The sequence below is a fragment of the Cryobacterium sp. TMT3-29-2 genome, assembly GCF_004564305.1.
Classification (GTDB): Bacteria; Actinomycetota; Actinomycetes; order Actinomycetales; family Microbacteriaceae; genus Cryobacterium; species Cryobacterium sinapicolor.
This window is the reverse complement of record NZ_SOGK01000039.1, coordinates 18,029-39,521: the sequence shown is the minus strand read 5'-3', so window position 1 is coordinate 39,521 and position 21,493 is coordinate 18,029. Positions and strand designations below refer to the sequence as shown.

Below are 21,493 nucleotides of genomic sequence, written 5' to 3'. Positions count from 1 at the left end.
CGGCGTGCCCGCGCCGGCCTGGCGGGTGCCGGCCGGGGTCGCCCGCGGGGCAGGCGGCCTGATCGAGGCGGCCTGGCGCATCCGCCCGGGGGTCGACGAGCCGCCGATGACCCGGTTCCTGGCCGAGCAGCTCTCGACCGCGCACTGGTTCGACCAGCGCCGCACCCGGTCCGAGCTGCGGTGGACGCCCGCGGTGAGCCTCGACGAGGGCTTCCGCCGTCTCGCGGCCTCCTACGCCCGGTAGCCGACTCTCGCCGTTTCTGCCGAGAATCGCCTTTGTGGGGGCGATTCTCGGCGCAAACAACGACTCTCGCCAGGCGGGAACCGGCGGCTAGGAACGGATGCCCAGGGCCGCCCGCACGATCGCCAGCGACTCCTCCGCGGGCAGGCCGAGGGCGCGCATCCGTTCGGCGTAGGCGACCGCGGCCAGCTGCGCCTGCCGGTGCGTGGCATCCCCGGTTGCGGCGATGAAGGAGCCCAGCCGGCCGCGGGTCTCGATCACCTCGTCCTGCTCCAGTTCCCGGTAGGCGCGCGCGACCGTATTCGGCGCCAGGCCGAGGTCTTCGGCGAGCCGCCGCACGGTGGGCAGCTTGTCGCCCGGCGACAGCGCGCCGGTGCGCACGCCCTCGATCACCTGCACGCGTAGCTGCTCGTACGGCGGGGTGGGCGAGTGCTGGTCGACGGTAAGTTCCATGCCGGGCATCCTTTGTCTGCGTTACGTACCAAGCTAGCGGCGCCCGACCCGGTCGCGGCGCCCGACCCGGTCGCGGCGCCCGACCCGCTAGCGGCGCCCGACCGGTCGCGAAAGCGGGTGAATCGTCGGTATGGCGCACGAAAACCGACGATTCAGCCGCACTCGCAAAACGCACTCGCGAAACGCACCCGGGAAACGTGAGCGCGAAACGCACCCGGGAAACGCACCCGGGAAACGCACCCGGGAAACGTGAGCGCGAAACGCACCCGCGAAACGGAGGCGCGGACGGATGTGTGAGCCGCGAACGGATGCGCGTGGCCGGACGGGCGCGGCGGCTCGCTAGGCTCGACACGTGACCTGGCCCCGCGACCTCCCCGCCCAGCTGGCCGGACTGGCGCCGACCCTGCTGGGCATCGCACTGCTCATCGGGATTGTCACGCTGGTGCTGCGTACGTACCGGGTGGCGCATCCGTTCGCGCCGGCGCTCGCCGTGCTTCGTGGGGCCCTGCAGCTCGCCGTGATCAGCCTGATCCTCAGCGGCATCATCTCCGACCCGTTCTGGGTCGGCGTGGGTCTGGTGGTCATGTTCACCGCGGCGGTCGGCACGGTCACCCGCCGGATCGGCGCCACCCGGCGGCACTTCGCCTGGGTGGCCGCCTCGATGGGCCTGGGTGTTCTGGTCACCCTCCTCGTGGTCTTCGGTACCGGCGCGCTCGAGTTCACGCCGCGCTACGTTCTGTCGTTCGGCGGCATCATCATCGGCAACGCCATGTCGATCGCCACGCTCTCCGGCCGGCGCTTCACCGAGGGTGTCACCGAGCACTGGGAGGAGGTGGAGGGCTGGCTGGCCCTCGGCGCCACTCCGCGCCAGTCCACCCGGGAACTGGCCCGCCGCGCGGTGTACTTCGCCCTGATCCCCTCGACGGACCAGACGAAGACCACCGGGCTGGTCACCCTGCCCGGGGCCTTCGTGGGTGCGATTTTCGGTGGCGCCTCGCCGCTCGAGGCCGGGCGATTCCAGATCGTGGTGCTCGCCGGCATCCTCTGCGCCGGATCGATCGCGGCGGTCGCCCTGATCCACCTGCTCGCGCCCGTGCAGCGCCGCCCGGTCCCGGTCCCCGGCTAGCCGAGTGGGCGCTCGTGCTCGTGGCCGTGGGCACCTCGAGCCGTGCCGCCGGCCTAGTGCAGCACCAGGAACTTGGCCAGGATCAGCACGCCGGCGACCAGCACGGTTCCCGCCGCCACGAGCACGAGCGGCCAGCCACGGATGCCGCGGAGCCGCAACCCGCCGACGGCCACCACTGCCAGCAGCACGGTGGCCGTGATCATGCCGATCAGTGTCGCGATGCCCGTGTCGAACCCGAGGGCAAGCAGGGCCAGCACGGTCAGCAGCAGCACGAACGCCGCCGAGATCATCGGGGCGCTGACGCGGAGGTGATGGCGCACGTGCGTCCAGCCGATCTCGGTGTCGCCGATCGAGTAGGCGAAGACGTGGGTGGCGAAGTACACGAGGTTGGTGATCATGACGACGATGATGATGGTGCCCGCGGAGCTCCGGCCGAGCCCGATCAGGGTGCTGGCGGCCACGAGCAGGCCGTACGCGCCCGCGCTGATGCGCTCGGCGCCGGCCGGACCGATCCTGTTGGGAGCATGACGGCTTTGAGGGGAGACCACCCCCACAGTGTGGCGGGGGTTAGGGCCGAGGGAAAGGGCCCGGCCCCGAGCGGCGCGCCTCGCGGCTCTGTGCCCCGCGTCGCAGCGCCCGCGGCTACTCGGCGGTGCGGTGGATCAGCCGGGACAACACGATCGCGCTGCGGGTGTGGTCTACGTTGGGGGCCAGGCGCACCTTCTCCAGCGCCGCCTCGAGACCGGGAATGTCCCGGGCCCGGATGTGCACGATGGCGTCGGCGCTGCCCGTGACGGTGCCGGCGTCCACGACCTCCGGCACCCCGGACAGGATGCGCAGCAGTTCCTCGGGCGCCACGGTGCCGCGGCAGAACAACTCGACGTAGGCCTCGGTGCTCATGCCGTCGATGGCCGGGTCCACCTGAATGGTGAAACCGCGGATGACGCGGTCCGCCACGAGCCGGTCGACCCGGCGTTTCACCGCCGACGCGGAGAGGCCGACGACCGAGCCGATATCGCCGTAGCCCGCCCGTGCGTTCTGGCGGAGCAGGTCGAGAATGCCACGGTCGAGGTTGTCCATGCGGAGAGTCTAGGGGGCGTCGTTGCGCTGGCGCACGCCTACACGCAGATAACCCGCGCCCGATGGCGGGAATCAGTGGTTAGCTGCGTGGTGGCCGACGGATGCCCGGGCGGGCGCCGGGCATCCGTGAATGTCTGTCATGGCGGAAAGCTGCGTCGAGGGTCGAAGGCGCGCACATTTTCGGCGCATATGGGGGTGCACATCCGATTCGCGCTGTGTAAAACTAGGAACGGCGTCTCTGCCCGGGCGTTTCGTGCCGGCAGAGCTCTCGTGAGTGACCTGGTCCGCCATCCACCCCGCCAGCCGACCTCACCCGACGAGGGCGGATGGCCGCCGAAGGAGACGCCATGTCGACCAACCTCACCGCCCCTGATCTCACCGCCCCCAACCCGGAGGAGCTGGTCTCGCCGGCGATCCCGATGCGTACGCCGGTCAAGCGCACGATTTTGATGTGCAAGCCCGATTTCTTCTCCGTCGTCTACCGCATCAACCCCTGGATGGACCCTGCCATCCCGACCGACACCGCGCTCGCCGTCGCCCAGTGGCAGACGCTCTACGACACCTACGTCGGCCTCGGCTTCGACGTGCATTTGATCGACCCCGTCGACGGCCTGCCGGACATGGTCTACGCGGCCAACGGTGGCTTCGTCATCGACAACATCGCCTACGGTGCGGCGTTCACCTATGCCGAGCGCCAGCCGGAAGGTCCGGCCTACATGGACTGGTTCGGCGCCAACGGCTTCGACGTGCGCGTGCCGGCGGAGATCAACGAGGGGGAGGGCGACTTCCTGCTCGTGGGCGACGTGATCCTCGCGGGCACCGGTTTCCGCAGCGCGTCGAACAGCCATGAAGAGGTGGCGACCATCTACAACCGTCCGGTGATCACGCTCAACCTGATCAACCCGAGCTTCTACCACCTCGACACGGCCATCGCCGTGCTCGACGGGTCGCCGGCCACGGGCAACGGCGAGATCGCCTACCTGCCGAGCGCGTTCGACGAGCCGAGCCTGGCCATCCTGCGCGAGCGCTTCCCGGACGCCATCATCGTGACCGAAGAGGACGCTGCCATCCTCGGCCTCAACTCCTATTCCGACGGCTACAACGTGGTCATCGCGGCGCGGGCGAAGGGCTTCGAGGCCCAGTTGCGCGCCCGCGGCTTCAACCCGATCGGGGTCGACCTGTCCGAGCTGCTGCTCGGTGGAGGAGGAGTGAAATGCTGCACCCTGGAACTGCGCCGATGACCGACCAGATCATCGCCCCGGTCACGGCGCCCGACCAAGCCGCGTACATCGCGCTGGAAGACGAGCACGCGGCCCACAACTACCACCCGTTGCCCGTGGTCGTCGCGTCCGGTGACGGCGCCTGGGTGACGGATGTCGACGGCAAGCGCTACCTGGACTGCCTGGCCGCGTATTCCGCGGTCAACTTCGGGCACTCCAACCCGCTCCTGCTGGACGCCGCCCGCGAGCAGCTGGGCCGCATCACGCTCACTAGCCGCGCCTTCCACAACGACCAGCTCGGCCCGTTCGTGACCGCGCTCGCCGAACTCTCCGGCAAGGACATGGTCCTGCCGATGAACACGGGCGCCGAAGCGGTCGAGTCCGGCATCAAGGTGGCCCGCGCCTGGGGCTACCGGGTCAAGGGCGTCGCCGCCGGGATGGCCAACATCATCGTGGCCGGGGAGAACTTCCACGGTCGCACCACCACGATCATCAGCTTCTCCGACGACGAATCGGCGCGCAAGGATTTCGGGCCGTTCACGCCCGGGTTCCGCACGGTTCCCTACGGGGACTCCGCTGCCCTCGAGGCCGCGATCGACGCGAACACGGTCGCGGTGCTGCTCGAGCCGATCCAGGGCGAGGCCGGCATCGTCGTGCCGCCGGCGGACTACCTGCCGGCCGTGCGCGAGATCACGACCCGCCACAAGGTGTTGTTCATCGCCGACGAGATCCAGTCCGGCCTCGGTCGCACGGGAGCGACCTTCGCCTGCGACCTGGTGGGCGTCGTTCCCGACCTCTACCTGCTCGGCAAGGCGCTCGGCGGCGGCATCGTGCCGGTCTCCGCGGTCGTCGGCAACCGGGACATCCTCGGCGTGCTCCGCCCCGGCGAGCACGGCTCGACCTTCGGCGGCAACCCGCTGGCGGCGGCCGTCGGGCTCGCCGTCGTCAAGCTGCTGGCCACCGGCGAGCAGCAGGAACGCGCCCGCGTGCTCGGCGCCCGCCTGCACGCCGGGCTGACCGGGTTGATCGGCCAGGGCGTCGTGGCCGTGCGCGGCGCCGGTCTCTGGGCCGGCATCGACATCGACCCCAAGCTGGCCTCCGGCCGGGCGGTCTGCGAGGCCCTCCTGGCGCGCGGCGTGCTCGCGAAGGACACCCACGGATTCACGATTCGACTGGCCCCGCCGATCGTGGTCTCCGAGGTCGACCTCGACTGGGCGGTCGAGCAGCTCGCCGCCGTGCTCGCGGAGCTCGCCGCAGCGTAGCCGGTCCGCCGAGTTATCCCGTTTGTGCCGAGTTGACCCGCTGAAGCGGGCCAGCTCGGCACAATTGGCGACACTCGGGCGGCTAGGACACTACAGGCCGACGGATGCCGCCACTGGCTGCGCGATGCGACCGAGGCGTGCGAGCTGCGTGACGTGGCCCGGGTCGAGCTCCTCCAGGCTGTTCACGCCGAGCAGCCGCATGGTGCGGGACACCTGCTCGGAGAGAATCTGGACGGCCCGGTCGACGCCGGCCTCGCCGCCCGCCATCAGGCCGTAGAGGTAGGCGCGGCCGATCAGGGTGAAGCGGGCGCCGAGAGCGACGGATGCCACGATGTCGGCGCCGCTCATGATGCCCGTGTCCAGGTGCACCTCGTACTCGTTGCCGACCTCGCGTACGACCTGCGGCAGCAGGTGGAACGGAATCGGGGCGCGGTCGAGCTGGCGGCCGCCGTGGTTGGAGAGGATGATGCCGTCCACGCCGAGGTCGGCGAGCGTGCGCGCATCCGACAGGCTCTGCACGCCCTTGACGACGATCTTGCCGGGCCACTGCGCCTTGATCCAGGCCAGGTCCTCGAAGGTGACGGTGGGGTCGAACATTGTGTCGAGCAGGTCGGCGACCGTGCCGCTCCAGCGGTCGAGGCTGGCGAAGGCGAGCGGTTCGGTGGTCAGGAAGTTGATCCACCACTCCGGCCTGGGCAGCGCGTTGATGACGGTTCCGGCGGTCAGGGCCGGCGGGATCGAGAAGCCGTTGCGCTTGTCGCGCAGGCGCGCGCCCGCCACGGGCACGTCCACGGTCACCAGCAGGGTGTCGTAGCCGGCCTTCGCGGCCCGGTCGACGAGCGCCATCGAGCGGTCGCGGTCCTTCCACATGTAGAGCTGGAACCAGTTGCGGCCGTGGGGGTTCGCGGCCTTGACATCCTCGATGGACGTGGTGCCCATGGTGGACAGGGAGAAGGGGATGCCGGCCCGGGCCGCCACGTGGGCGCCCGCGATCTCACCCTCGGTCTGCATCATCCGGGTGAACCCGGTCGGGGCGATGCCGAACGGCTGCGCCACGGGGGCGCCGAGCACGTCCCAGCCGGTCGAGACGGCCGACACGTCCCGCAGGATCGACGGGTTGAACTCGATGTCTTCGAAGGCCTGCCGGGCGCGGCCCAGCGAGAGCTCGGCCTCGGCGGCGCCATCGGTGTAGTCGAACGCGGCCTTCGGGGTGCGCTTCTTGGCGATGTCGCGCAGGTCGTAGATGGTCAGGGCGCTCTCGAGGCGGCGCTTTTTCGCGTTCAGCTCGGGGGTCTTGAAGTGCATCAGCGGGGCGAGGTCTTTGATCTTCGGGATGCGTCGTTGAACCATGGTCGAAGGGTCCTTTCTATCGGCCCACCGGGTGCCCGGTGGCATCCGTGTGGTCGTCGGCGTAGTTGTCGGGCAGGTGGTTGGCGAGGTGGGTTTCGGCGTAGTAGCCCGCGATGTGGGACTGCACGAGTCTGCGGGCGGCCGGGGGATCGCCGGCCTCGATGGCGTGGATGATCGCTCGGTGTTCGGCGCGCAGCCGGGTGGAGGTGTCGGGCCACGAGGCGAGGCCCGTCGCGCCCGCCCGCACATAGCCCTCGATGGCGCTGCGCAAGCCCGCCATCGTGGCGGTCACGACCTGATTGCCCGACGCGGTCGCCAGTGCCAGGTGGAACTCGGCGTCGAGGGCGAGGAACTCCGCCTCGCTCAGGGCGGGGGAGTCCATCGCGCCGAGCAGCAGCGCGGGCGTCGACAGGTCAGGGTGCAGGGCGGCGTTGGCGTCCATGGTCGCGGCGGCCCGGGCGGATGCCTCCGCCAGCTCGGTCACGACCGACGCCTCGAGCACGAGCCGGGTCTTGACCACGTCAGCGACGGGGAACCCCTGCGCCGCCACCTGCAGGCGCATCAGAGCCGACATACCGCCGCCGGGCAGAGCCACGATGATCGCTCCCGACGTGGGCCCCGATCCGGCGGAGGTACGGAGCAGCCCGAGCACCTCGAGCACCCGGATCGCCTCGCGCACGCTGGACCGTCCGACGCCCAGTTCGGCGGCGAGGGCCCGCTCGGGCGGCAGGTGGTCGCCCGGTCGCAGCCGCCCGCTGAGGAGATCCAGCTCGATGCTCTGCAACACGACTTCCCAGGCGCGACGCTCGATGCTCATGGGCTCCTCCTCGACGTTGGGGTGGGCGGGCTGATGCGGCGGCGCGCTGTGGCGCACGATGGTGTGGTCTGACCACATGCTACAGGAGATCGCCGCTCCCGCGGGATAAAGTTCTGATTCAGCCCCGGGAGGCCACCAATGACAGGCAACACCGCTCCGCTCCTGATCGACCTGCTGTTGCCGCCCGCGCCGGGTGGAAGCACGGGGCTGATGGCGGTGCTCGGCATCCCCGCCGGCACCGGGCCCTGGCCCGCCGTCGTGCTCGTGCACGAGGCCTTCGGACTCAATGATGTGATGCGGCGCCAGGTGGAACGGATGGCCGCGGCCGGCTACCTGGCCCTGATGCCGGACCTCTTCACCGAGGGTGGGGCGCGCAAATGCCTGACGCGGACGTTCCGCGCGCTGCAGGCCGGGGAGGGCCGGGCCTTCGCCGACATCGAATCCGCCCGGCGGTTCCTGATCGACCGGGACGACTGCACCGGCGCGGCCGGCGTGCTCGGATTCTGCATGGGCGGCGGATTCGCCCTGGCGGCCGCGACGCGCGGGTTCGACGCGGCATCCGTCAATTACGGCCGACTGCCGAAACAGCTCGATGACGCCCTCGCCGGCGCGTGCCCGATCGTGGGCAGCTTCGGCGCCACCGACACGTCACTCAGGGGCGCCGCCGCCACGCTCGAGGCCTCGGCGACCCGGTTGGGCATCGCGCACGATGTCAAGGAGTACCCGGGCGCCGGCCACGCCTTCCTCAACGACGCCGAGAGCGGCCCGGTGGCGCTGCGGTTCCTGCTGAAGCGCATCCTGGGGGCCGGGCCCAACCCCGTCGCAGCGGCCGACGCCTGGCAGCGGATCGAGGCCTTCTTCGGCGAGCACCTGGCCCCCGAACACTAGTTTCCGGTCGGGCTGCTGCACGGCGGTGAGCAGCATCGAGCCGCGGTAGAGCGCGGGCACCGTCCCGCGCTGGCTCGGCTCGGCTCGGCTCGGCTCAGACGAACAGCAGCACGATGCCGAGCACGCCGGATGCTGCGCCGATACCGAGCAGGATCAGTCCGGTCAGGCGCAGTGCCCTGCCCTCGACCTCCGGGGTGTGCGTACGGCACCGGGAGGGAGTGCGGAGGCTGAACCAGACCGGCACGTCGTCGCCGGGCGCGAGCCCGTGCGTCTCGTGCGTGTTCGCCGGGCACTCGTGCACCTCGCCGTCACGGTCGAACCAGCGGATGACCGTTCCGGCCCGGGAGGAGGCGATCACGCCATCCGTCAGAACCCAGCGGCCCTTCACGCCGCGGGCGACGAGGCCGGCCGCGAAGAGGGCCCCGCCCACAACCAGTCCGACCAGGGTCAGCACCTCGCTGAGGAGGGAAGCGAGCGAGTAGACGTCCACGTGGCCCCTTCTCGGTCGTCGCAACTGTACGGGCAAAATCGTACCGTGCCGCCGGGCCGGTCGCCGCGACCCGGCCGATGTCCCCAGGTTTGGGGGCGCGCGGTAAGGTCAATCAATGACCTCGGTTGTTGAACAAGCCCCCACCCGTGACGACCGAAGCTTCCTCGGCCAGCCTCGCTCCCTCGCCAACGTGTTCGGCGTCGAGATGTGGGAGCGCTTCTCCTTCTACGGGATGCAGGGCATCCTGCTGCTCTATTTGTACTACTCCGCGGCCGACGGCGGCCTCGGGATCCCGCAGTCCACCGCGGCCGGCATCGTGGGTGCCTATGGTGGCGGCGTCTACCTGTCGACCATCCTGGGGGCCTGGGTGGCCGACCGCCTGCTGGGCTCGGAGCGGGTGCTGTTCTACAGTGCGATCGTCATCGCGGTGGGGCACCTGGCGCTCGCGCTCCTGCCGGGCCTCGGCGGGGTGGCGACCGGCCTCATCCTGATCGCGCTGGGCAGCGGCGGTCTCAAGGCCAACGCGACCAGTGTCGTGGGCGCGCTCTACGCCAAGGACGACCCGCGGCTCGACGCGGGCTTCTCCCTGTTCTACCTCGGCATCAACCTGGGCGCCTTCTTCGGCCCGGTCCTGACCGGCGTGCTGCAGACCACCCTCGGCTTCCACTACGGCTTCGGGCTCGCCGCCGTGGGCATGGCGATCGGCCTGGTGCAGTATTCCTTCGGCCGCAAGCGCCTGCCGGCCATCGTGCACGAGGTGCCGAACCCGCTGCCGGCCTCCCGCTACGCCGGTTACCTCTGGGGTGCGATCGCGGCGGTCGCCGTAATCGTGGTGCTGGTGCTGCTCGGGGTGATCACGGCATCCCGCCTGGTCACGATCGTGATCGCACTGACCCTGATCGCCACGGTCTCCTACTTCGTGGTCATCCTGCGCAACCGCCAGATCACCGCCCGCGAGCGAAAGCGCGTCTACGCGTTCATGCCCCTGTTCGTGGCCAGCGCCGCGTTCTGGTCCCTTTCGCAGCAGCAGTTCACGGTGGTCACGATCTACGCCGACGAGCGGCTCAACCGGGACGTGTTCGGCTGGGAGCTGCCGGTGTCGTGGGTGCAGTCGTTCAACCCGGTCTTCATCATCCTGCTGTCCGGCGTCTTTGCCGCGCTGTGGACCCGCTGGGGTTCGCGCCAGCCGTCCACCCCGGTGAAGTTCGCGCTCGGCACCGCGCTGATGGGGGCCGCGTTCCTCATGTTCCTCCCATTCGTCGACGGCGGCGCGAACTCGACGCCGCTGGCCGCGATGATCGCGATCCTCTTCGTGCTCACGGTGGCGGAGCTGATGATCGGGCCCGTCGGCCTGGCCGTCACCACGAGGCTGGCCCCGGAACCCTTCAAGACCCAGATGGTCGCGCTGTTCTTCCTGTCGATCGCGCTGGGCAGCGCGATGTCCGGCTGGCTCGCCGAGTGGTACACGTCGGTACCGGAGACGGTGTACTTCAGCGTGATCGGCGGAGTCGCGATCGTGCTCGGCGTGCTGCTCGCACTCATCGCGCGCCCGATCCTGCGGCTGATGGACGGCGTGCGCTGATCGCATCCGTCGACCGGCAGCTGTGGTCCGGCGGCTGTGGTCCGGCAGCTGTGGACTGACGGCTTTGAGGGGTAAGCGGATGGTGCCCCCCCCCGCCCACCCCCCAGAGCTGTCGCCTCGCCGGGCGGCTGGTCAGCGCCGAGCCGGTCGAGCTCGTCTTGGAACTAATTCGACGGAGATTTTGGGTCGAACACCCGTTTTAGAGCCCAAACGCGGCCTCTAGAGCACAATCTCCGTCGAATTCGTTAGGGGCAGGGTGCCAGTGCCGGTTCCGGTTCCAGTGCCAGTGCCAGTGCCGGCCTCGGTCATCCGCTAGCTAGCGCGTCGCCGTGGCCTCGACGATCGCAATCTCACGGGTGGCGGTCTCGGCATCGCGGCCGTCGCCGTCGTGGTGCACCCGGACCCGGGGGGACACACCCCGGCGGAACCGCACCCGAAGGCTGCGGTAGCGCACCATCCAGAAGAGCACGGCGCCGGCCGCGAGGATGCCCGAGAGCGCGGCCACGCCGAGCGCCCACCGTGGTCCGAACTGGTCGGCCACCCAGCCCACCAGAGGTGCCCCGAGAGGCGTGCCCCCGGCGAAGATCGCCATGTAGAGGGCCATCACGCGGCCCCGCATCGCCGGCCGGGTCGCGGTCTGCACATAGGCGTTCGCGGTGGTCATCAGAGTCAGCGAGGACAGGCCGACGAAGATCAGGGAGACCGCGAAGGTCAGGTAGTTGGGCATCACCGCGGCGAGGGCGCAGGACAGGCCGAATGCGAAGGATCCGGCGACGACCAGGCGCAGTCGCGGCCGCCCGCGACGGGCGGCCATCAGCGCGCCGGCAACGGAGCCGACGGCCATGATCGAACTGAGCAGCCCGAACTCGCTGGCACCCATGCCGAACTCGACCGTGGCCATCGTGGCCGTGAAGATCGCGAAGTTGAAACCGAAGGTGCCCACCAGGAAGACGGTGATCAGCACCACGATGATGTCCGGTCGGCGGGACACGTACCGGAACCCGGCCATCAGCTGCCCCCGCTCACGGGAGGCCCGCGGCTGCGGGCGCAGCGCCGCGGTGCGGAGCAGGGTCATCGCGAGCACCGTGGCCGCGAAAGTCGCCGCGTTGATCATGAAGACCCAGCCGGCGCCGACCGCGACCGTGAGCACTCCCGCTGCGGCCGGTCCGATCAGCCGGGCGCCGTTGAACGACGCGGAGTTGAGCGCCACGGCGTTCGGCAGATCGTTGTCGGAGACCAGCTCGGACACGAAGGTCTGGCGGGCGGGGGCGTCGATCGCCGCGACGATCCCGAGGCCCAGGGCGAAGAGGTAGACGTGCCAGAGCTCCGCGACGCCGGTGACGGTGATCACGCCCAGGCCGAGGGCGAGCAGGCCCATCAGGGTCTGCGTCAGGATGAGCAGCCTGCGCCGGTCGAACCGGTCGGCGATGAGGCCCGACCAGGGCATCAGCACGAGCTGCGGACCGAACTGGAGGGCCATCACGATGCCCACCGCCGTGGCGTTGTAGTCGGTCAGCTCGGTCAGCACGATCCAGTCCTGGGCGGTGCGCTGCATCCAGGTTCCGATGTTCGACACCAAGGCGCCCGCGAACCAGATTCGATAGTTCGGGACGCTCAGGGAGCGAAACATGTTGTTCAACTGTTGGCGAGTTCCTTCATGATGTCGACGGCTTCGGTGAGCACCCGGCGCTGGTCGGGGGTCAGCTTGACGATGCGCTGGGCGAGCCAGGCATCCCGGCGCTTGCGGGTCTCCCGCATCAGGGTGCGCCCCTGGTCGGTCACCGTGAGCACCACCTTGCGACCGTCATCGACCGAGCCGGCCCGGTTCACGAGGCCTGCCTCGACCAGCGCGTTGACCGTACGATTCATCGAGGGCGGTGTGACCCGTTCCCGTTCGCTGAGCTCGCGCAGGGTGAACGGTCCGTGGAAGTACAGGGTGCCCAGGGCCGAGAACTGGCTGGAGCTCAGCTCATTGTCGGCCTTCTCCTGTCGCAGCCGGCGGGCCAGACGACCGTTGGCCAACCGAAAATCGTGACTCAACTCGGCGACCGTCGCGCGTCGACCGACTGAGACCACCGGCACAGGCACAAGTGAAGACGATACGGATTCCATAGCTACCCACCCTAACCACTTAGCTTTGCTAAGTATTCCCTGCTCGCAGCCTAGTTCAGGTTGACGGGCAAACGCCGGGAATCCGGAGACGAGCGGGGCGAGTCCTGCCAGACTGAGTTCGTGCCTACCTACACGGATGACTTCGGCGTCTTGATCACGTATTTCACCTGGGTCGTCGATCGCCCTCGGGCCATCGTGCAACTCGCCCACGGGGTCGGTGAGCATGCACAGCGCTACGCGGAACTCGCCGCCCGGCTGAACACGGCCGGCTACACGGTCTACGCCGACGACCACCGCGGCCACGGCCAGACCGGGGTGCACCAGTACGACGGCGACCTCTCCCGCCTCGGCCGCCTCGGCCCGGGCGGACTGCGCGCGGCCGTGGCCGGCGTGCGCCAGCTGAGCGGGATCATCCGCACCGATCACCCTGACACTCCGCTAGTGCTGCTCGGCCACAGCTGGGGGTCGTTCATGGTGCAGATGATCGTCAACGAGCATGCCGCCGACTACGACGCGGTCGTGCTCAGCGGCACGGCCTACCGGATGCCCGGCTTCCTCGACGGCGGTGACCTCAACCGCCGGCACAAGCACCTGGGCGACACCGGGATGGAGTGGCTCAGCCGCGATCCGGAGGTGGCTCGCGCGTTCATCGCCGACCCGCTCACGACCACGACCCCGCTGGCGAAGCTGTTCGGGCTGAGAGAGGCGGCGCGCCTCTTCGGTCGGCCGAGCCGCGGCCTGCCGTCGGGCCTGCCGCTGCTGATCCTGGTCGGCGGTGACGACATCGTGGGCGGGGAACGCAGCGCTCGCATGCTGGTTCGGGACTATTCCGGGCGGTCGGGGCTCAAGGACATCCGGGTCATCGTCTACCCCGGCGCCCGGCACGAGGTGTTCAACGAGACAAACCGCGAGGACGTCTTCGACGACCTGATCGGGTGGCTGGGCAAGCGATTCTCCGTGCGCGCCGATTAGGCTGGCGTCATGCACGGTGAATATAAGGTTCCAGGCGGAAAGCTCGTCGTCGTCGATCTCGAGGTCGTCGACAACACGATCGTCGACTTCCGGCTGGCCGGTGATTTCTTCCTCGAGCCCGACAGCGCGCTCGGCGATATCAACGCTGCCGTGAACGGTCTGGCCGCCGACAGCGACGCGCTCAGTATCGCTGCCGCCGTGCGCGCCGCGCTCCCGGCCCAAGCCACGCTGCTCGGGTTCTCGCCCGAATCGGTGGCGGTGGCCATCCGTCGCTCGCTCGCCCAGGCCAGCGGCTGGCGCGACTATGAGTGGCAGCTGATCCACACCAAGGCCGTCGCCCCCGTCATGCAGATGGCGCTCGACGAGGTGCTCGCGATCGAGGTCGGCGAGGGGCGCCGCAGCCCCACCCTGCGGATCTGGGAATGGACCGAGCCGGCCGTCGTCATCGGCAGCTTCCAGTCCCTCAAGAACGAGGTCGACCCGGTGCAAGCGGAGAGGCACGGCTTCAGCGTCGTTCGCCGGATCAGCGGCGGCGGCGCCATGTTCATGGAGGCCGGCTCGGTCATCACCTATTCGATCTACGCGCCGACCGACCTCGTGCAGGGCATGACCTTCGCCGACTCCTATGCGTTCCTCGACGAATGGGTGCTCACGGCGCTCAAGTCGCTCGGCATCGACGCGTACTACCAGCCGCTGAACGACATCACGAGCCCCAAGGGCAAGATCGGCGGGGCCGCGCAGAAGCGCCTCGGCAGCGGCGCCGTGCTGCACCACGTCACCATGAGCTACGACATGGACGGCGAGAAGATGGTGCAGGTCCTCCGCATCGGCCGCGAGAAGCTCAGCGACAAGGGCATCACGAGCGCCGCGAAGCGGGTGGACCCGCTGCGCAGCCAGACCGGCCTCAGCCGGGATGCGATCATCGACCGCATGAAGGCGACCTTCACCGGTCTCTACGGCGCCGTCTCCGGCGAGATCACCGAAGCGGAATACGCCCGGGCGACCGAGCTGGTGGAGACCAAGTTCGGCACCGAGGAATGGATCGGCCGGGTTCCCTAGGCCGGTTGCCCGCGCCGCGGGGCTACCGCCCGCGGGTGAGCAGGTCCTGGTACTCGGCGTGCAGGTCGATCCAACGCACGACGTAGGGGCACACGGGCACGACCGTCAGCGTGGTACCGGTGCGCACGTCGTCGAGCGCCTGTTCGACGAGGATGCCCGCCAGCCCTTCACCGCGGTGCGTCGGGTCCACCTCGACGTGGGTGAACAGCACGTCCTGCCCGGCGATCTCGTAGTCGGCGAAGCCCACGGTGGCGCCGGCGAGTTCCAGCGTGTAGCGGGAGAGGGCCGGTTCGTGGCGGAACACGACCGAGGTGGATTCCCCATTCGATTCTGGCGCCGCTGTCTCGGTCGTTTCCGGGGATGCTTCGTCTGGTGTCATCCCCTCAGCGTAGGCTGCCTGACACAATGAAGGAATGTCGATCGCGTGGTCTCCCTCCTCCGCCAGCCGTGTCGTCCACGCCAACAACCTCGAGGTTCTGCCGCACCTGCCCGACGCGTCCTTCACGCTGATCTACCTGGACCCGCCCTTCAACACGGGGCGCAAGCAGAACCGGCAGACCACGACGTCGGTGCGCGCGCCGGTGAGCCCAGCATCCGTCGCCCTGGGCGCTGCCGCGGCGGGCACCATCACTGGCTTCAAGGGCCAGCGCTACGAGCGGATCAAGGGTGAGCTGCTCGGCTACGACGACCAGTTCGAGGACTACTGGGCCTTCCTCGAACCGCGCCTGATCGAGGCCTGGCGCCTGCTGGCCGACGACGGCACCCTCTACCTGCACCTCGACTACCGCGAGGCGCACTATGCCAAGGTGCTGCTCGACGCCCTGTTCGGCCGGGACTGCTTCCTGAACGAGCTGATCTGGGCCTACGACTACGGTGCCAAGTCGAAGAACCGCTGGCCGACCAAGCACGACACGATCCTGGTCTATGTGAAGAATCCGGCGCGGTACTACTTCGACTCGACCACGGTCGATCGCGAGCCCTATATGGCGCCCGGGCTGGTCACCCCCGAGAAGGTCGCCAAGGGCAAGCTGCCGACGGATGTCTGGTGGCACACGATCGTGTCGCCCACCGGCAAGGAGAAGACCGGGTATCCCACCCAGAAGCCCGTCGGCATCCTGCGCCGCATGATCCAGGCGTCCAGCCGCGAGGGGGACTGGGTGCTCGACTTCTTCGCCGGCAGCGGCACGACCGGCGCGGTCGCCGCGGCCCTCGGCCGCCGGTTCGTCCTGGTAGACCAGAACCCCGAGTCAATCCAGGTGATGCGCACGCGCTTCGCGCTGCTGCCCGAGGTGGAGTTCCTGCCCGAGCTCGAACAGGCACGGTCCCCGCTGCCCGATTTCGCCTCCGACGGGGCCGAGGCAAGACTGGGAGCATGAGACTCCGCATTTTCACCGAACCGCAGCAGGGTGCCTCCTACGACGACATCCTCGCCGTGGCGCAGGCCACGGAGACGCTCGGCTTCGACGCTTTCTTCCGCTCCGACCACTACCTCGCGATGGGCGATACGGCGCCCGGGCTGCCCGGGCCGACGGATGCCTGGACCACCCTGGCGGGCCTCGCCCGGGAGACCCGGCGCATCCGTCTGGGCACCCTGGTGTCATCGGTGACCTACCGGCCGCCGGGGATCCTCGCGATCCAGGTGGCGCAGGTCGACCAGATGTCGGGCGGGCGGGTCGAGCTCGGGCTCGGCACCGGCTGGTTCGAGCAGGAACACCTGGCCTACGGCATCCCGTTCCCGGTCAAGCGGTTCGGAATGCTCGAGGAGCAGCTGGAAATCGTCACCGGGCTCTGGGAGACCCCGGTCGGTGAACGCTACAGTTTCGCCGGCGACCACTACACGCTCGTCGACTCGCCCGCCCTGCCCAAGCCCGTGCAGGCCCGCATTCCGGTGATCGTCGGCGGCGGCGGCGCCAAGCGCACCCCGGCCATGGCGGCCCGCTTCGCCACCGAGTTCAACCTTCCGTTCCCCGACTTCACGGACGTCCCGGCCAAGTTCGCCGGCGTGCGCGCGGCCTGCGCGGCCATCGGCCGCGATCCCCGTGAGCTGGTCTACTCGGCCGCGCTGATCGCCGTCGCGGGCGCGGATGAGACCGACTTCGCCCGCCGGGCCACGGCCGTCGGCCGGGAACCCGCCGAGCTGCGGGCGCACGGCGTGGCCGGAACCGCATCCGAGGTCGTGGACCGCCTCGGCGCCCTCGCCGACGACGGCGTCGAGTGTGTCTACCTGCAGATCATGGACCTGACCGACCTCGACCACCTGGACTTCATCGCCCGCGAGGTCATGCCCCAGCTGTCTTGACCGTCCCGCCCGTCCCGCCGGCGCGCCCCGCGCTCAGCGGTAAAGTGCCCGTTCCGGTCGAGAGTGACCGCTGTGCCGGTCACTCTCGACCGGAACGGGCACACTCACGGGACGGTTAGGCCGACTCGCGCAGCACCAGGCGGGTCGGCATGAGGGTGCGATGCGGCATGCTCTCGTCTCCGGCGAGCCGGCGCAGCAGGATGTCCGCCATCGCGTAGCCCATCTCCTCGGAGGGCTGGCTCACGGTGGTCAGCGGCACCGGGCCGCTCGTCGCGGCCGGGCTGTCGTCGAACCCGACGATGGCCACGTCCCCGGGCACCGAGCGGCCGAACTCTCGCAGCACGTCGACCGCCCCGGTGGCCATCAGGTCGCTCGCCACGAACAGGCCGTCGACGTCGGGGCACCGCTCCAGCAACCGGCGGGTGGCTGCCGCACCGCCGGCGGCCGTGAAGTCGGCGAGCTCGACGGCATCCGCGGGCAAACCGGCCCGCTCGAGCGTGCGCTCGAACCCGGTGAGGCGGTCGATGCCGGCCGGCATGTCCACCGCGCCGGAGATCGAGCCGATGCGGCGGCGGCCGATGTCGATCAGGCGCTGGGTTCCCGTGGCGGCGCCCGCCATGTTGTCCACGTCGACGAAGAAGGCATCGAGGTTGTCGGCGTTCGACGGTCGGCCACCGAAGACCACCGGCATGGTCGTCTCAAGCTCGGCCACGAAGTCGTCACCGGTGTGGTGCGAGATGATCAGCGCGCCGTCGACGTTGCCCGAGCGCAGGTAGCGCAAGGTCTTGTGCCGCGGGTCGCTCGAGGCGACAAGCAGGTTGAGCGTGTAGTCGCTCTGGTCGAGGCGTCGGGTGATGCCCTGCACGACCGCGGCGAAGTAGGGGTCACCGAAGAACCGTGTCATGTCCTCGGGCACGACCAGGGCCACGGCCTCGGTCTGCCGGCTCGCCAGCGAGCGAGCCGCCCGGTTCGGCACGTAGTTGAGCTGGTTGATGGCCTTGGTCACCGAGGCGACGATCTCCGGGCTGACCTTGGGGGACCCGTTCACGACCCGGCTCACAGTGGCCCGGGAGACCCCGGCCACCTCGGCCACCATTTCCAGGGTGGGTGGCGAAGGACGGCCCTGGCGCACACTGGTTGTCATGACAGCAGTCTAATTAGTGCGCGTCGCCCGCGGTTCCCGTTCAGGAGAGGGCGCGGTTGCGGATGATCTCGGCATAGGCTCGACCGCTGTCCTTGACGGTGCGCTCCTGGGTGGCGTAGTCGACCCGAACGATGCCGAAGCGCTTCTCGTAGCCCCAGGCCCACTCGTAGTTGTCCATGAGGGACCAGTAGAAGTACCCCTTGACATCGACGCCCTCATCGATCGCGTCCAGGATGGCGCCCAGATGGTCGGTGAGGAATTCGGTGCGCCGGGCATCCGGAACGCTTCCGTCTGCGGCGACGACGTCGTCGAACGCCGCGCCGTTCTCGGTGACGTAGAGGCTCGTGTCGGTCGGGGCGGCGTAGTCGGTGTTCACGCGAACGAGAAGCTCGCGCAGTCCGTCGGGCTGCACCTCCCACTCCATCGCGGTCAGCGGCAGCCCCTGCGGGTGGTCGTAGACGCCGTCGGCCGCTGGGAACGGCGACCGGGTGGGGCGGTCGGTCGGGGCCTGGGCGAGCAACGGATGCTCGGCCGGGCGATCACTGACCAGGTCGCCGTGGTAATAGTTCACGCCGAGGGTGTCGATCGGCTGGTTGATCTGGGCCAGGTCTCCGTCGTGGATGAAATCGGTCAGTCCGTACGGGGCGACGTCCTGGAGCACGTCCTCCGGGTAGGAGCCGCGGAAGATCGGGTCGAGGAAGATCCGATTGAACTGCCCGTCGATGCGGCGGGCGGCGTCCACGTCGCCGGCACGCGTCGGATCGACCGGCTTGGCGACGGTGAGGTTGAGCGTGATGCCGAGCTCGAGCTTCGGGTCCCGTTCGCGGAGCGCCTCCACGGCGAGGCCGTGGCCCAGGAGCAGGTGGTGCGCGGCGGCCAGGCCGTCCCGGGGGCTCTGCCGTCCGGGGGCGTGGGCGCCGCCGGTGTAGCTGAGGAAGGATGAGCACCACGGCTCGTTGAGAGTGGTCCACACCCCGACGCGGTCGCCGAGGGCGTCGTGCACGGTGAGGGCGTAGTCCCGGAAGCGTGCGGCGGTGTCGCGGTTGGACCAGCCGCCCTTCTCCTCGAGGGCCTGCGGCAGATCCCAGTGGTAGAGGGTCAGCCACGGCTTGATGCCGGCGCCGAGGAGCTCGTCGACCAGGCGGGAGTAGAAGTCCACACCCTTCGGGTTGACCGGCCCGCCGTCGGGACGTACCCGGGCCCAGGACGTGGAGAAGCGGTAGGTCTGCAGCCCCAGGTCCTTCATCAGGGCGACGTCGCCCTGATAGCGGTGGTAGTGGTCGCAGGCGACGTCGCCGTTGTCGGCCTTGAGGACGGCACCCGGCACGCGGCTGAACGTGTCCCAGATGGAATCCGTGCGCCCGTCCTCATGGGCGGCGCCCTCGATCTGGTAGGCAGCCGTCGCCGCCCCGAAGAGGAATTCCGGCGGGAAAGGGCGTTCGTGTGTGGTCATACCCATATTCTCGGTGATCTTTTCGAATGTGCCGACCGAGGTCATCCCTTGACCGCGCCCTGCATGATACCGGCGACCAGTTGCTTGCCCAGGAAGATGAACACCAGGATCAGCGGGATGATCGAGAGAACGACGCCGGCGAGCACGAGCGAGTAGTCGACGTAGAACGCGGCCTGCAGTTGCTGCAGTGCAACCGGGAGGGTCGGGTTGCCCGGGCCGAGCACGATGAACGGCCAGAAGAAGTTGGTCCAAGTGCCGATGAACGTGAACAGGGCGAGCATCGCGGCGGCCGGCCTGGCGGCCGGGAGACCGATGTGCCAGAAGCTGCGGATCATCGACGCCCCGTCCATCCGCACCGCCTCGATCAGCTCATCGGGAAGAGCGTCTCGCAGGTACTGGGTCATCCAGAACACGCCGAATGCGGTGACCATGGCGGGCGCGATGACTGCCCAGAGGCTGCCGGTCCAGCCGAGCCTCGACATGACGATGAACAGCGGCACGATGCCGAGCTGGGTCGGCACGGCCATGGTCGCGATCACGAAGATGAGCAGGCCTTCCCGTCCCCGGAACTTCAGCTTGGCGAAGGCGTAGCCGGCGAGCGTAGAGAACATCACGACACTGAGCGACACCACGGACGACACGATGATGCTGTTGCCGAGGGCCGTCCAGAACGGGATGCTGTCGATAACGGTGGCCGCGTTGGCGATGAAATTCCCGCCGGGAATCCACATCATGCCGTTCTGGTTCAGTGCGGAGGCATCCTGGCTGCCGATCAGGAACGACCACCAGATCGGGAAGGCCGATCCGAGGAGAACCGCGATCAGGATCCCGTAGACCCAGAGGGACGGCCGACGGTCGTGGCCGCCGATGATGGTCTTGCTCATGAGATGCCTTTCGGGCGGACGCGCAGCTTGCGGTCGGCGGTGCCCGCGATACGCCGGGTGATGAGGAAGTTGATCACGGCGATGAGGATGATGATCAGGAAGAGCAGCCAGGCCACTGCGGACGCCCTGCCGAAGTTGCGCTGGCCCCAGCCGAGTTCGTAGATGTACAGGGTGAGCGTCTGCCACTGACGGCTGGCCCCGCCCTGGCCGACGTTGTCGAACATGCGCGCCTCATCGAAGATCTGCAGCCCGCCGATCGTCGAGGTCAGGATGACGAAGATGACGATCGGTCGCAGCAGTGGCAGCGTGATCGACCGGAAGGTGCGCCAGCGGTTGGCGCCGTCGATGATGGCGGCCTCGTAGTAGTCCCGGGGGACGGCCTGCATGGCGGCCAGGAAGATGAGGGCGTTGTAACCGGTCCAGCGGAAGTTCACCATCGTGGCGATGGCGAGGTGGCTGGGGATCACGTCGACGTGCCAACGCACTGGCTCGAGGCCCAAGCCCATGATCGCGCTGTTGATCAGGCCGTATTTGTCGCCGAAGAGGTCGTTGAAGATGAGCGCGACTGCGACCGGGGCAACGACGTAGGGAAGGAGCACGCCCATGCGCCAGAAGGTCTTGCCGCGCAGGTTGAAGTCGAGCACGGCTGCGATGCCGAGCGCGACGATGATCTGCGGGATGCTCGAGAGCAGGAAGATGCTGAACGTGTTGCGCAGGGAGTTCCAGAAGTACCCCTGGGTCAGCACCGTGACGAAGTTCTCCAGGCCGACGAAGTCGCCCTGGCCACCGATCAGGTTCCAGTCGTGCACCGACACCCACGCCGTGTACAGCAGCGGGAAGAGGCCCATGACGGCGAAGACGAGGAAGAAGGGGGAGATGTAGAGGTAGGGCGAGAAACGCACATCCCAGCGGCTCAGTTTGTGGCTGAGGGCGATGCGGCGGATGCTGCGGGCATTCACCTCGACGGCGGCGGCGGTAGTCATGAACAGTCCTTCGGTGGTTGAGCGTGTCCGGTGGTCGAGCTGGTCGAGACCCGGTGGTCGAGCATGTCAAGACCGGGG

The 21,493-nt window shown here is 69.0% G+C and carries 22 protein-coding genes and 1 pseudogene; 10 read left to right on the top strand and 13 right to left on the bottom strand.

What is annotated here, in order from left to right:
* Positions 1 to 244: pseudogene (locus E3O67_RS05365) on the top strand (NAD(P)-dependent oxidoreductase); the annotation flags it as partial.
* An 87-nt stretch (positions 245 to 331) separates the two neighbouring features.
* Here the strand turns inward: E3O67_RS05365 and E3O67_RS05360 are convergent.
* Entirely contained in the window at positions 332 to 694 is a 363-nt protein-coding gene (locus tag E3O67_RS05360; protein ID WP_135102186.1) for a GntR family transcriptional regulator, read from the bottom strand.
* A 352-nt stretch (positions 695 to 1,046) separates the two neighbouring features.
* On the opposite strand from E3O67_RS05360, the gene E3O67_RS05355 reads away from it, so the two are divergent.
* On the top strand, positions 1,047 to 1,820 hold the full coding sequence (locus E3O67_RS05355; protein ID WP_174776798.1) for an ABC transporter permease: 774 nt from the start codon (positions 1,047 to 1,049) through the stop codon (positions 1,818 to 1,820).
* A 53-nt stretch (positions 1,821 to 1,873) separates the two neighbouring features.
* Here E3O67_RS05355 and E3O67_RS05350 read toward each other — a convergent pair whose 3' ends face one another.
* Together E3O67_RS05350 and E3O67_RS05345 are read right to left on the bottom strand one after the other, a co-directional pair.
* Positions 1,874 to 2,368 (bottom strand): hypothetical protein, encoded by a 495-nt coding sequence (locus E3O67_RS05350; protein WP_135102185.1) that lies wholly within the window; start codon positions 2,366 to 2,368, stop codon positions 1,874 to 1,876.
* Between the two features lie 94 nt (positions 2,369 to 2,462).
* Positions 2,463 to 2,900 (bottom strand): Lrp/AsnC family transcriptional regulator, encoded by a 438-nt coding sequence (locus tag E3O67_RS05345; protein WP_134424017.1) that lies wholly within the window; start codon positions 2,898 to 2,900, stop codon positions 2,463 to 2,465.
* A 419-nt stretch (positions 2,901 to 3,319) separates the two neighbouring features.
* Here E3O67_RS05345 and ddaH point away from each other — a divergent pair, with 419 nt between their 5' ends.
* Both ddaH and rocD read left to right on the top strand, forming a co-directional pair.
* On the top strand, positions 3,320 to 4,141 hold the full coding sequence (gene ddaH / locus E3O67_RS05340; protein ID WP_134428463.1) for a dimethylargininase: 822 nt from the start codon (positions 3,320 to 3,322) through the stop codon (positions 4,139 to 4,141).
* Entirely contained in the window at positions 4,138 to 5,382 is a 1,245-nt protein-coding gene (gene rocD, locus E3O67_RS05335; RefSeq protein ID WP_135102188.1) for an ornithine--oxo-acid transaminase, read from the top strand. Before ddaH ends, rocD begins: the two co-directional genes overlap by 4 nt.
* 90 nt (positions 5,383 to 5,472) lie before the next feature.
* Here rocD and E3O67_RS05330 read toward each other — a convergent pair whose 3' ends face one another.
* Together E3O67_RS05330 and E3O67_RS05325 are read right to left on the bottom strand one after the other, a co-directional pair.
* Positions 5,473 to 6,732, bottom strand: a complete 1,260-nt coding sequence (locus tag E3O67_RS05330) for an alpha-hydroxy acid oxidase (protein WP_134428399.1) — start codon at positions 6,730 to 6,732, stop codon at positions 5,473 to 5,475.
* Between the two features lie 16 nt (positions 6,733 to 6,748).
* On the bottom strand, positions 6,749 to 7,549 hold the full coding sequence (locus E3O67_RS05325) for a FadR/GntR family transcriptional regulator (protein WP_135102184.1): 801 nt from the start codon (positions 7,547 to 7,549) through the stop codon (positions 6,749 to 6,751).
* A gap of 138 nt (positions 7,550 to 7,687) precedes the next feature.
* Between E3O67_RS05325 and E3O67_RS05320 the strand changes: the two genes are divergently transcribed.
* Positions 7,688 to 8,437 carry a dienelactone hydrolase family protein gene (locus E3O67_RS05320; protein ID WP_135102183.1) on the top strand — a complete coding sequence of 250 codons (750 nt, stop codon included), beginning with the start codon at positions 7,688 to 7,690 and terminating at the stop codon, positions 8,435 to 8,437.
* Positions 8,438 to 8,531: 94 nt separating this feature from the next.
* On the opposite strand, the gene E3O67_RS05315 is transcribed toward E3O67_RS05320, so the two are convergent.
* Positions 8,532 to 8,927 carry a sortase gene (locus E3O67_RS05315; protein WP_134428393.1) on the bottom strand — a complete coding sequence of 132 codons (396 nt, stop codon included), beginning with the start codon at positions 8,925 to 8,927 and terminating at the stop codon, positions 8,532 to 8,534.
* 115 nt (positions 8,928 to 9,042) lie between these two features.
* Here E3O67_RS05315 and E3O67_RS05310 point away from each other — a divergent pair, with 115 nt between their 5' ends.
* A complete protein-coding gene (locus tag E3O67_RS05310; protein ID WP_134428391.1) occupies positions 9,043 to 10,509 on the top strand; it encodes a peptide MFS transporter in 1,467 nt (488 codons plus the stop codon).
* A gap of 316 nt (positions 10,510 to 10,825) precedes the next feature.
* On the opposite strand, the gene E3O67_RS05305 is transcribed toward E3O67_RS05310, so the two are convergent.
* Complete coding sequence (locus E3O67_RS05305) at positions 10,826 to 12,139, bottom strand: MFS transporter (RefSeq protein WP_174776797.1); 1,314 nt, start codon at positions 12,137 to 12,139, stop codon at positions 10,826 to 10,828.
* Between the two features lie 5 nt (positions 12,140 to 12,144).
* Entirely contained in the window at positions 12,145 to 12,531 is a 387-nt protein-coding gene (locus E3O67_RS05300) for a MarR family winged helix-turn-helix transcriptional regulator (protein WP_241979274.1), read from the bottom strand.
* A 210-nt stretch (positions 12,532 to 12,741) separates the two neighbouring features.
* On the opposite strand from E3O67_RS05300, the gene E3O67_RS05295 reads away from it, so the two are divergent.
* Both E3O67_RS05295 and E3O67_RS05290 read left to right on the top strand, forming a co-directional pair.
* Positions 12,742 to 13,593, top strand: a complete 852-nt coding sequence (locus tag E3O67_RS05295; RefSeq protein WP_134430418.1) for an alpha/beta fold hydrolase — start codon at positions 12,742 to 12,744, stop codon at positions 13,591 to 13,593.
* A 9-nt stretch (positions 13,594 to 13,602) separates the two neighbouring features.
* Positions 13,603 to 14,652 (top strand): biotin/lipoate A/B protein ligase family protein, encoded by a 1,050-nt coding sequence (locus tag E3O67_RS05290; RefSeq protein ID WP_134430415.1) that lies wholly within the window; start codon positions 13,603 to 13,605, stop codon positions 14,650 to 14,652.
* A 22-nt stretch (positions 14,653 to 14,674) separates the two neighbouring features.
* Here the strand turns inward: E3O67_RS05290 and E3O67_RS05285 are convergent, their stop codons facing one another.
* Positions 14,675 to 15,031, bottom strand: coding sequence for a GNAT family N-acetyltransferase (locus E3O67_RS05285; RefSeq protein WP_134430412.1), 357 nt, complete (start codon positions 15,029 to 15,031; stop codon positions 14,675 to 14,677).
* A 34-nt stretch (positions 15,032 to 15,065) separates the two neighbouring features.
* Here E3O67_RS05285 and E3O67_RS05280 point away from each other — a divergent pair, with 34 nt between their 5' ends.
* Positions 15,066 to 16,028, top strand: a complete 963-nt coding sequence (locus tag E3O67_RS05280; protein ID WP_135102181.1) for a site-specific DNA-methyltransferase — start codon at positions 15,066 to 15,068, stop codon at positions 16,026 to 16,028.
* Positions 16,025 to 16,951: an LLM class F420-dependent oxidoreductase gene (locus E3O67_RS05275; protein WP_135102180.1), complete on the top strand. Its 927-nt coding sequence runs from the start codon at positions 16,025 to 16,027 to the stop codon at positions 16,949 to 16,951. Before E3O67_RS05280 ends, E3O67_RS05275 begins: the two co-directional genes overlap by 4 nt.
* A 115-nt stretch (positions 16,952 to 17,066) precedes the next feature.
* Here the strand turns inward: E3O67_RS05275 and E3O67_RS05270 are convergent, their stop codons facing one another.
* Genes E3O67_RS05270 through E3O67_RS05255 form a run of 4 tightly spaced genes read right to left on the bottom strand, consistent with a single transcriptional unit; the run spans position 17,067 to position 21,415 of the window.
* The gene (locus tag E3O67_RS05270; protein WP_134430403.1) at positions 17,067 to 18,095 is read right to left on the bottom strand and encodes a LacI family DNA-binding transcriptional regulator; all 1,029 of its coding nucleotides are present in this window, start codon (positions 18,093 to 18,095) and stop codon (positions 17,067 to 17,069) included.
* A 40-nt stretch (positions 18,096 to 18,135) separates the two neighbouring features.
* Positions 18,136 to 19,548, bottom strand: coding sequence for a GH1 family beta-glucosidase (locus E3O67_RS05265; RefSeq protein ID WP_135102179.1), 1,413 nt, complete (start codon positions 19,546 to 19,548; stop codon positions 18,136 to 18,138).
* A 41-nt stretch (positions 19,549 to 19,589) separates the two neighbouring features.
* Complete coding sequence (locus E3O67_RS05260) at positions 19,590 to 20,432, bottom strand: carbohydrate ABC transporter permease (RefSeq protein ID WP_134430397.1); 843 nt, start codon at positions 20,430 to 20,432, stop codon at positions 19,590 to 19,592.
* Positions 20,429 to 21,415 carry a carbohydrate ABC transporter permease gene (locus E3O67_RS05255; RefSeq protein WP_134430395.1) on the bottom strand — a complete coding sequence of 329 codons (987 nt, stop codon included), beginning with the start codon at positions 21,413 to 21,415 and terminating at the stop codon, positions 20,429 to 20,431. Before E3O67_RS05255 ends, E3O67_RS05260 begins: the two co-directional genes overlap by 4 nt.
* Between the last annotated feature and the right edge of the window lie 78 nt (positions 21,416 to 21,493).